At 73.0% G+C, this 7,614-nt stretch carries 10 protein-coding genes; 6 read left to right on the top strand and 4 right to left on the bottom strand.

The genetic code is table 11. The features are described 5' to 3' along the window. Both E2651_RS38695 and cutA read right to left on the bottom strand, forming a co-directional pair. On the bottom strand, positions 1 to 376 hold a 376-nt coding region (locus tag E2651_RS38695; protein ID WP_135335958.1), incomplete at its 3' end, for a gamma-glutamylcyclotransferase family protein. Next, a complete protein-coding gene (gene cutA, locus E2651_RS38700; RefSeq protein ID WP_135335959.1) occupies positions 373 to 717 on the bottom strand; it encodes a divalent-cation tolerance protein CutA in 345 nt (114 codons plus the stop codon). The genes cutA and E2651_RS38695, both read right to left, overlap by 4 nt. 145 nt (positions 718 to 862) lie before the next feature. On the opposite strand from cutA, the gene E2651_RS38705 reads away from it, so the two are divergent. Together E2651_RS38705 and E2651_RS38710 are read left to right on the top strand one after the other, a co-directional pair. Next, positions 863 to 1,465 carry a hypothetical protein gene (locus E2651_RS38705; RefSeq protein ID WP_135335960.1) on the top strand — a complete coding sequence of 201 codons (603 nt, stop codon included), beginning with the start codon at positions 863 to 865 and terminating at the stop codon, positions 1,463 to 1,465. Between the two features lie 34 nt (positions 1,466 to 1,499). Beyond that, entirely contained in the window at positions 1,500 to 1,808 is a 309-nt protein-coding gene (locus tag E2651_RS38710) for an ATP-binding protein (protein WP_348541697.1), read from the top strand. A gap of 6 nt (positions 1,809 to 1,814) precedes the next feature. On the opposite strand, the gene E2651_RS38715 is transcribed toward E2651_RS38710, so the two are convergent. Then, a complete protein-coding gene (locus tag E2651_RS38715) occupies positions 1,815 to 2,429 on the bottom strand; it encodes an NAD(P)H-dependent oxidoreductase (protein WP_135335962.1) in 615 nt (204 codons plus the stop codon). 118 nt (positions 2,430 to 2,547) lie between these two features. Between E2651_RS38715 and E2651_RS38720 the strand changes: the two genes are divergently transcribed. The 3 genes from E2651_RS38720 to E2651_RS38730 all read left to right on the top strand — a co-directional run bounded on the left by E2651_RS38720 (position 2,548) and on the right by E2651_RS38730 (position 4,982). Beyond that, the gene (locus E2651_RS38720; protein ID WP_135335963.1) at positions 2,548 to 3,333 is read left to right on the top strand and encodes an aminotransferase class IV; all 786 of its coding nucleotides are present in this window, start codon (positions 2,548 to 2,550) and stop codon (positions 3,331 to 3,333) included. Positions 3,334 to 3,634: 301 nt separating this feature from the next. Continuing rightward, positions 3,635 to 4,186: a hypothetical protein gene (locus E2651_RS38725; RefSeq protein ID WP_135335964.1), complete on the top strand. Its 552-nt coding sequence runs from the start codon at positions 3,635 to 3,637 to the stop codon at positions 4,184 to 4,186. Positions 4,187 to 4,328: 142 nt separating this feature from the next. Continuing rightward, complete coding sequence (locus E2651_RS38730) at positions 4,329 to 4,982, top strand: class F sortase (RefSeq protein WP_135335965.1); 654 nt, start codon at positions 4,329 to 4,331, stop codon at positions 4,980 to 4,982. A 28-nt stretch (positions 4,983 to 5,010) separates the two neighbouring features. On the opposite strand, the gene E2651_RS38735 is transcribed toward E2651_RS38730, so the two are convergent. Beyond that, positions 5,011 to 5,793 carry a TSUP family transporter gene (locus E2651_RS38735; protein WP_135335966.1) on the bottom strand — a complete coding sequence of 261 codons (783 nt, stop codon included), beginning with the start codon at positions 5,791 to 5,793 and terminating at the stop codon, positions 5,011 to 5,013. 253 nt (positions 5,794 to 6,046) lie between these two features. On the opposite strand from E2651_RS38735, the gene E2651_RS38740 reads away from it, so the two are divergent. After that, entirely contained in the window at positions 6,047 to 7,435 is a 1,389-nt protein-coding gene (locus tag E2651_RS38740) for a ferredoxin reductase family protein (RefSeq protein WP_209446356.1), read from the top strand. The last annotated feature ends 179 nt before the right edge of the window (positions 7,436 to 7,614 follow it).

Genomic DNA, 7,614 nt, shown 5'->3' on the forward strand with positions numbered 1-7,614 from the left:
GCCCCGCAGCCACCCGCGCCGCCGCCACGTACACCCACGCCCGCGCCGTCGCCCCGTCCAGGAGGGTCACCTCGCGCACCACACGCTCGTACAGATTGCGGGGGTCGCCCGGCGCGTAGTCCTCCAGTACGTCGAGCTCGGCGAGGAGCCTGTCGTACGCCGACGGCAGTGCGGTGATCAACTCGCCGCGCACCGGGCCCGCTTCGGGGTCCTCCACCAGGTACGGGTAGCCGGGCCCCGCGTACAGGACCGCCCCCGCCAGACGCGCGGGCTCCTCCGCGGCGACGCGGCCGCGCAGGTGGACGTCGTGGTTGGGCTCCCCCGGGCGCAGCGTTCCGTAGACGAAGAACGGCAGTTGAGCCGCCGCCGGGCTCACTCGGCGGTCTCCCGCTCCACCCACTCCAGGTACGCGGCGCTCCCCCGCACCACCGGCGTCGCGATGATCTCGGGGGTGTCGTAGTCGTGGGCCTCGGTCAGCCACGCCTCGAGGGCGCCGTACCGCGCGGTCGCCGTCTTGAACAGGACCTGCCACTCCCGCGCGGTCTCGACGGCGCCCTCCCACCGGTAGACCGAGACGACGGGCCCGCTGATCTGCGCGCACGCGGCGACCCGCGCCGCCACCGCGCCGCTCGCGAGGTCCTCGGCCTTCTGGGCGGTGTCGGTCGTGGTCAGCACGGTGACCGCGGCCGGCTCTCCGGTTTCGTACGTCGGCGTCATGCACCGATTCTCGCCGGACGTCTCGCGGGACGGGGCCACCGGCCCTGCCGAAGGTCCCGATCCCCGCGCACCCGGCCCGCGTGCTGGCGCCTGTTACACAACCTCCCGGTCTCCGTGATGGACGCTTCCTGACGTCGACTGGGCCATGAACCTCAGCCGCCCCCGCCCCCGCCTCCTGCGCCGAGCGCCCTTCGCCGCCGCGGCGGTCGTCGTGCTCGCCGGATGCGGCAGCGTGGACGGGCTCGACGCGGGTGAGCCCGCGCCGTCCGTGTCCGTGCAGCCGCGCCGCGAACCACTCTGGCCCGCCTGGTCGGGTACGTCGTCCAAGGCGCCCGGCGCCGACACCGCCAGCCGCCAGCCGCCACCCACCAGCCGCCAGCCGCCAGCCGCCACCCACCAGCCGCCGCCGGAACCCCTGGACGGGCTGCCCGATGTGGGCAAGAAGGGGATCGGCGGCCTCGACTTCCGCGAGGTCCTGCGGGCCGGCCCGCGGATGCGCGCGCTCGCCGACCGCCCCGCGATCGAACGGCCGGGGCGTGCCGGGCTCAGGCCGCCGATGCTGACGGACCTGACGGGCGACGGGAAGCCCGAGCTGCTCGTGGCCGCCGACACGGAGAGCGGGCGCGGTGTGCTCGCCGCCTACCGGGCGCTCGGCGGCCGCGTCTACCCCGTCCTGTTCGCCTCGGGGAAGCGCGTGAGCATCGAGACGCTCGGCCCGGATCTGCTGCGACGTCTTCGTACGCACTGATGCGCGCCGCCTGGAGCGGATCGTCGCCAACCTCGTGGCGAACGCCCGCAGGCACGGCGCGGACCCGGTGGAGGTGCGGGTCGCGGGGCCCGTGGTCACGGTCAGCGACCACGGGCCCGGCTTCCCTGAGCACCTTCTCCAGGACGGCCCGCGGCGCTTCCAGACCGGCGCGCGGGAGCGCGGCCAGGGCACGGGCCTCGGTCTGACCATCGCGTTCGGCCAGGCGCAGGTGATCGGCGCCCGCGTGGAGCTGAGCAACGCGGCGGGCGGTGGTGCGGTGGCGGCGGTCCACCTTCCGACGGCCGATTCACAGCCGCACCCACTTCCGTCGGCCGATTCCTGACCACGCTCAACTGCCGTACGGGCGCGCCTCCTTGGCGCTGCGCAGCGCCCAGGCCCACCACTGCAGCTGGTCGAACATCGCTTTCGCGGCCGCGTCGGCGCCGGTGGGGTCCTTGTGGGTGCCGTCGGCGTCGAAGAGCCCGCCCGCGTTGTGGAAGGAGACGGTGTCGCGGATGGTGTGGGTGTGCAGCTCGGCGAAGACCGGGCGCAGATGCTCGACCGCGCGCAGGCCGCCGGAGAGCCCTCCGTAGGAGACGAAGGCGAGGGGCTTGGCCTGCCACTCGGCGTTGTGCCAGTCGATGAGGGCCTTCAGCGACGCGGGGTAGGAGTGGTTGTACTCGGGGGTGAGGACGACGAAGGCGTCGGCGGCTGCCAGCTTCGGGGTGACCTTCTCGAGTTCGGCGACCACTTCGGGCGACGGGTCGTAGGAGAGGGCGGTGGGCAGCCGGGAGTCGGCCAGGTCGACGGTGTCCACCTCGAAGTCGGCGCGTTCGCCGAGCCGGGACAGCAGCCAGTCGGCGACGGTCGGCCCGAAGCGGCCCTCGCGGTTGCTGCCGATGATGACGGCGACGCGCAGGGGGGTGGGGACGGGGGTCTCGCTTGCAAGCGTGTTCTGGGTCATGGGGAAGAGCCTCGTAGCTCAACCATGGTTGAGGTCAAGTCGCTCCCGTGGCCGATCTTGCGCGGGGCCCCACGACGGTGTCTCCCCGGGGTCCCCGCCACCTCGTACGGTGAAGCCCATGACAACTCCCGCGCTGGTACAGCGCCTTGAGATCGACGGCCGGGCCGCCACCGCCGACCGGCTGCTCCTGCCCGCGCTCGGCGCCGTGGGGCACTTCACCGCCATGCAGGTCAGGGGTGGTGCGGTGCAGGGGCTCGCGCTGCATCTGGCCCGGCTCGACGCGGCGACGCGCGAGCTCTTCGACCATGATCTTGACGGTGAGTACGTCCGCGGGCTCATCCGGCACGTGCTGCGTGACGACATCACCGAGGCGTCCGTACGCGTCCTGGTGCACGCCTCCGACGGCGAACCGACCGTGATGGTCACCGTCCGGGCGCCGGGCCGGATGCCGGCGGACCCGCAGGCCCTGCAGTCCGTGCCCTACCTGCGGCCCTTCCCGCACATCAAGCACCTGGGCGGCTTCGGCCAGGCCCGCTACGGAGACCTGGCGCGGCGCGCGGGCTTCGACGACGCGCTGCTCACCGGGCCCGACGGGACGATCAGCGAGGGCGCCGTCACGAACATCGCGTTCTACGACGGGACGGAGGTCGTCTGGCCGGACGCGCCCTGCCTGGCCGGCATCACCATGCAGCTGATCGAGCCGCGCCTCGCGGACGCCGGGCTGCCCACCCGGCGCGGCCCGGTCACCCTCGCGGACCTGCCGGCGTACACGTCCGCCTTCGTCACCAACGCGCGCGGCATCGCGCCCGTGCGGCGGATCGACGGCACGGAGTTCACGGTCGACGCGAAGCTGATGCGGGCCGTGACGGAGGCGTACGAGAGCGCCCCCTGGGACGTTGTCTGAGGCGGAGCCCCGGCACGGACTTCTGAGGCGGGATCAGGTCCTCGGCGGGGCGTCCGGGTCACCCATTCACAGGCGCCCCGCACCCCCTTCGGATTCTTCTCCGCGACACGCCGGGTGACCTGCTGGAACGCAGCCGCCGAATCGTCAGAAGCCGCTCCACCGCAGAGTTTCTGACAGACCTTCAGGAGGCGTGCTCCGTGAAGTGCCACTTACCTCGGTAGAGCGGGGTTCGACCGACGCAGCGGCACTTGGGGGTGCCGCGGGCCGTGCCCTCTGAAGGCCCCTCGGAGGAGCGAGCACGATGCGCAGAGCCCGCCTGCTGACCACTGCCGCGCTAGCCGTCGCATCGGCGGGTCTGCTCGCGCCACCCGCAGCGGCCGCCGCGCTCGCCGCCGGCGGTGGTGGCCTGGAGGTGTCCCCGTCCACCGTCACGCCCGGCACCACGGTCACGGTGAACACCGCCGCGTGCGGCAGCGACGGGGCCGCGACGGGCGACGCGAGCGCGGTGGGCGCGGGTTCCTTCACGCTGGCGCCGAGCACGCACAGGGAGAACGCGATCGGGCAGTTCAAGGTGCCGCCGTCGGCGCAGCCCGGCACCTACGAGATCGTCGCGAAGTGCTGGGGCTCCGGCTCGGACGGCAAGGAGGTGGCGGGCGACCTGGTGGTGACGGTCACCTCCACCGCCGCCGCGCGTGAGCATCGGGTCGCTCCGAAGGGGCATGTGAAGACGGGGGTCGGCGGCGCTCTGGGCCCCGACCCCGTGCAGACCGCGGCGGGTGTGGCGGCGCTCGCCGTGGCCGCCGCGGGCGGTACCTGGCTCCTGCATCGCCGGGCGAGAGGCGACAGGATCTGACGGACACCCTCCGCTGTCCACCGGTACCGCAAGCCCCCTCCCCCTCCCGGTCCGCGATGTCCCTCGCGGACCGGGAGGGGGACGAGGGGGCCGGACTGCCCGGCCCCGAGGAGGACGGGCACGTAGGCGAGGAGGGACACGTATGCGCAGGAAGACCCTCAACTCCGCGACAGGGGCCGTCACCGTCCTCGCCCTGTGCTCCGGCGCGTGGCTGCTGCACAACGGCGCCGGTTCGGGCCCGCCGCCGCAGCCGTCCGCCGCGCAGGCCGCTTCGGCGTCGGCGTCGGCATCGGCATCGGCATCGGCGGGCACCGGAACGGCCCCCGCGGCGTCCGCGCTCCCGCCGTCGCCGCCCGACCGGATCAAGATCCCCTCGATCCGGGTCGACGCGCCCCTCATGGGGCTCGGCCTCACCCGCCAGGGCAGCCTCGACGTACCGCCTCCCAAGAAGACGAATCTCGCGGGCTGGTACGAGTCCGGGACCACGCCGGGCGAGACCGGCACCGCCATCGTGGCGGGGCACGTCGACAACGCCGAAGGCCCTTCCGTCTTCTACGACCTGGGCGGCCTGACCAAGGGCCGCACCATCGAGGTCGAGCGCAGGGACGGCAGCGTGGCGGTGTTCACCGTCGACGCGAACGAGGTCTACGCCGCGAAGAACTTCCCCGACGAGAAGGTGTACGGCGCGGCGGACCGCCCCGAGCTGCGGGTCATCACCTGCGGCGGCACGTACTCGCGCAAGACCGGCTACCAGGGCAACGTGGTGGTCTTCGCCCATCTGACGGGGGTGCGCTGAGGCTCCGGCGGGCGCCTGTGACCAGTGGCTAGGCGACCCACTGCTCGTACGCCATCTTGGCCACGAGCCCGAACACGGTGGTCAGGAGCACGACCCGGACGAAGCCGCTGCCCTTCTTCAGGGCGGTGCGCGCGCCGAACATGCCGCCCACGAGGTTGAAGACGGCCATCAGACCGGCCAGTTGCCACATGACCGCGCCCTGCCAGGCGAACATCGCGAGGGCGCCCGCGTTGGTGCAGCAGTTGACGATCTTGGCGGTGGCGGAGGCCGCCACCAGGTCGAGGTGGAGCACGGCGGTGAGCGCGAGCACCAGGAAGGTGCCGGTGCCGGGCCCGATGAGCCCGTCGTAGAAGCCGATGCCGAGGCCCGCGAGGCCGATCGCGGCGAGGATCCGCTTGGGCGACGCGGGCCGGGCGGCGGGCGCGGTGCCGAAGTCGGGCTTGAAGATGACGAAGGCGCCGACGCCGACAAGGACGACCATGATGACGGGCTTGAGCACATCGGTGCTCATCCCGGCGGCGAAGACGGCGCCGCCCATCGATCCGGCGAGCGCGGCGAGCCCGATCCGTACGGCGGTCGGCACGTCGACGGGTGTCTTGCGTACGTACGTCACCGCGGCGCCGGTCGTTCCGACGATGGCGACGGCCTTGTTCGTCCCGAGGGCGTGCGAGGCCGGGGTCGACCCCGGAAGACCGATGAGCAGCGCGGGCAGCAGGAGCAGCCCGCCGCCGCCGACCACCGCGTCGATCCAGCCTGCCGCGAGGGCGGCGATACAGAGGACGACGACGGTGGTCAGCGATATGTCGGGCATGATCGCGACCCTATGGATCGGGTGATCATGCCGTCCATCAAATCGGGGAGAGTTGAGGGACTTCAGAGGTTCCGGAGCATCGGGGAGAGTTGGGGGAACTCAGAGTTCCGGTTCCGGAGTGCCGGTTCGGGAGTTCCGGTTCCGGAGTCCGATGCTTAACCCCCGTTGAGCCCATCCTCAAGCCCGCCTTAAGGATCACGGATACCCCTCTGACCAGCACCTTTCAGACGCACCGCGCGCCTACGCTGCGGCCGTGACCACCGAGGCAGCCCATCCCCGACTCGCCGCGTACCCCGCACTCCGCGTCAGCCCCGCCGCCCTCCGCGCCGGCATCCTCGGCGGGGCGGTCGCCGTCACCGCCCTGTGGGCCGCGCAGGCCGAGCCGTCCGCGCGGCTCGACGTGCTCTTCGCGACCGGCGCGCATCTGACCGGGCTGCTCGCCGGCTACGGGATCCTCGTGATGCTCTTCCTGATGGCCCGCGTCCCCGCCGTCGAGCACGGCGTCGGCGCCGACCGGCTCGCCCGGCGGCACGCGCTCGGCGGCCGCTACGTCCTCTCCCTCTGTCTCGGCCACGCGCTTCTCGCCCTGTGCGGATACGCCGCCCACGCCGGCACCGACCTGGTCGCCGCCACGCTCGACCTGCTCGGCTACCCGGGGCTCGCCCTCGCCGCCGTCGGCACCGCGCTGCTCGTGGCCGTCGGCGTGACGTCCGCGCGTGCGGTGCGCCGCCGTGTCCAGCACGAGACGTGGCGGGCCGTGCATCTGCTGACCTGCATCGGCGCGGCGCTCGCCTTCGTGCACCAGCTCGCCGGGCCCGATGTGGCGGGCAGCGTCCTCACCGTGTGGGTGTGGTCGCTGCTGCACGCCGTCGTCGCGGTGCTGCTCGTCTGGTACCGCGTCGTCGTGCCGGTGCGCCAGGCGTTCCGGCACAGCCTGCGCGTCATCGACGTACGCGTTGAAGGGCCTGGGGTCGTCTCGGTCGTGATGCAGGGCATCGGGCTCGACGAGCTGCGGGCCGAGCCGGGGCAGTTCTTCCGGTGGCGTTTTCTGCGGCGCAGGCTGTGGCGCACCGCGCTGCCGTTCTCGCTGTCCGCGCCGGTGCGCGACGACACCCTGCGGATCACCGTGAAGGCGATCGGCGGCCACACCCGGCGGGTGCGGCGGCTCAGGCCGGGTACGCGGGTGCTCGCCACCGGGCCCTTCGGGGCGCTGACCGCTCATCGGCGTACGCGGCGGAAGGTGCTGCTGCTCGCGGGCGGGGTCGGCATCACGCCGATGCGGGCGCTCTTCGAGACGCTGCCCGGCGGGCCCGGGGACATCACGCTGCTCTACCGGGCGGGGAGCGCGGAGCAGCTCGTGCTGCGGGACGAGCTGGAGGGGATCGCCCGGAGCCGGGGTGCGGCGCTGCACTATCTCCTCGGCCGGTCCGCCGCGGCAGTCGACCCTTCCCCAAGCTCTCAACTTCGTTCGAGCAGGGGAGACCCCCTTTCCCCGCAGGCGCTGCGGAACCTGGTGCCCGACCTGGCCGAGCACGACGTCTATCTGTGCGGGCCGCCGGGGATGTCCGCGTCGGCGACGGCGGCGCTGGTCCGGGCCGGGGTCCCGGAGGAACACATCCATGCCGAGTGCTTCGCCTTCTGATCCTTCAGAGCCTCCTGGCTCTTCTGAACCGCATCTTCGAGAGATCCGAGACATGGGACGTCACCGCAAACCCGCAGGCCCCGCCCAGGCGCCCACCCTCCGGTCCCGCCGCAAGCTGGCGGCGGGCCTCGCCGGAGCGAGCGCGCTGGTCGCGACGGCGCTGACCCTGACCATCGCCC

The sequence above is a fragment of the Streptomyces sp. MZ04 genome (assembly GCF_004684775.1).
Taxonomy (GTDB): Bacteria; Actinomycetota; Actinomycetes; order Streptomycetales; family Streptomycetaceae; genus Streptomyces.

Coding starts and splice junctions, on each gene's coding strand:
- cutA (WP_135335959.1), bottom strand. CDS start 717: ATGACGCCGACGTACGAAACCGGAGAGCCGGCCGCGGTCACCGTGCTG.
- E2651_RS38705 (WP_135335960.1), top strand. CDS start 863: ATGAACCTCAGCCGCCCCCGCCCCCGCCTCCTGCGCCGAGCGCCCTTC.
- E2651_RS38715 (WP_135335962.1), bottom strand. CDS start 2,429: ATGACCCAGAACACGCTTGCAAGCGAGACCCCCGTCCCCACCCCCCTG.
- E2651_RS38720 (WP_135335963.1), top strand. CDS start 2,548: ATGACAACTCCCGCGCTGGTACAGCGCCTTGAGATCGACGGCCGGGCC.
- E2651_RS38725 (WP_135335964.1), top strand. CDS start 3,635: ATGCGCAGAGCCCGCCTGCTGACCACTGCCGCGCTAGCCGTCGCATCG.
- E2651_RS38730 (WP_135335965.1), top strand. CDS start 4,329: ATGCGCAGGAAGACCCTCAACTCCGCGACAGGGGCCGTCACCGTCCTC.
- E2651_RS38735 (WP_135335966.1), bottom strand. CDS start 5,793: ATGCCCGACATATCGCTGACCACCGTCGTCGTCCTCTGTATCGCCGCC.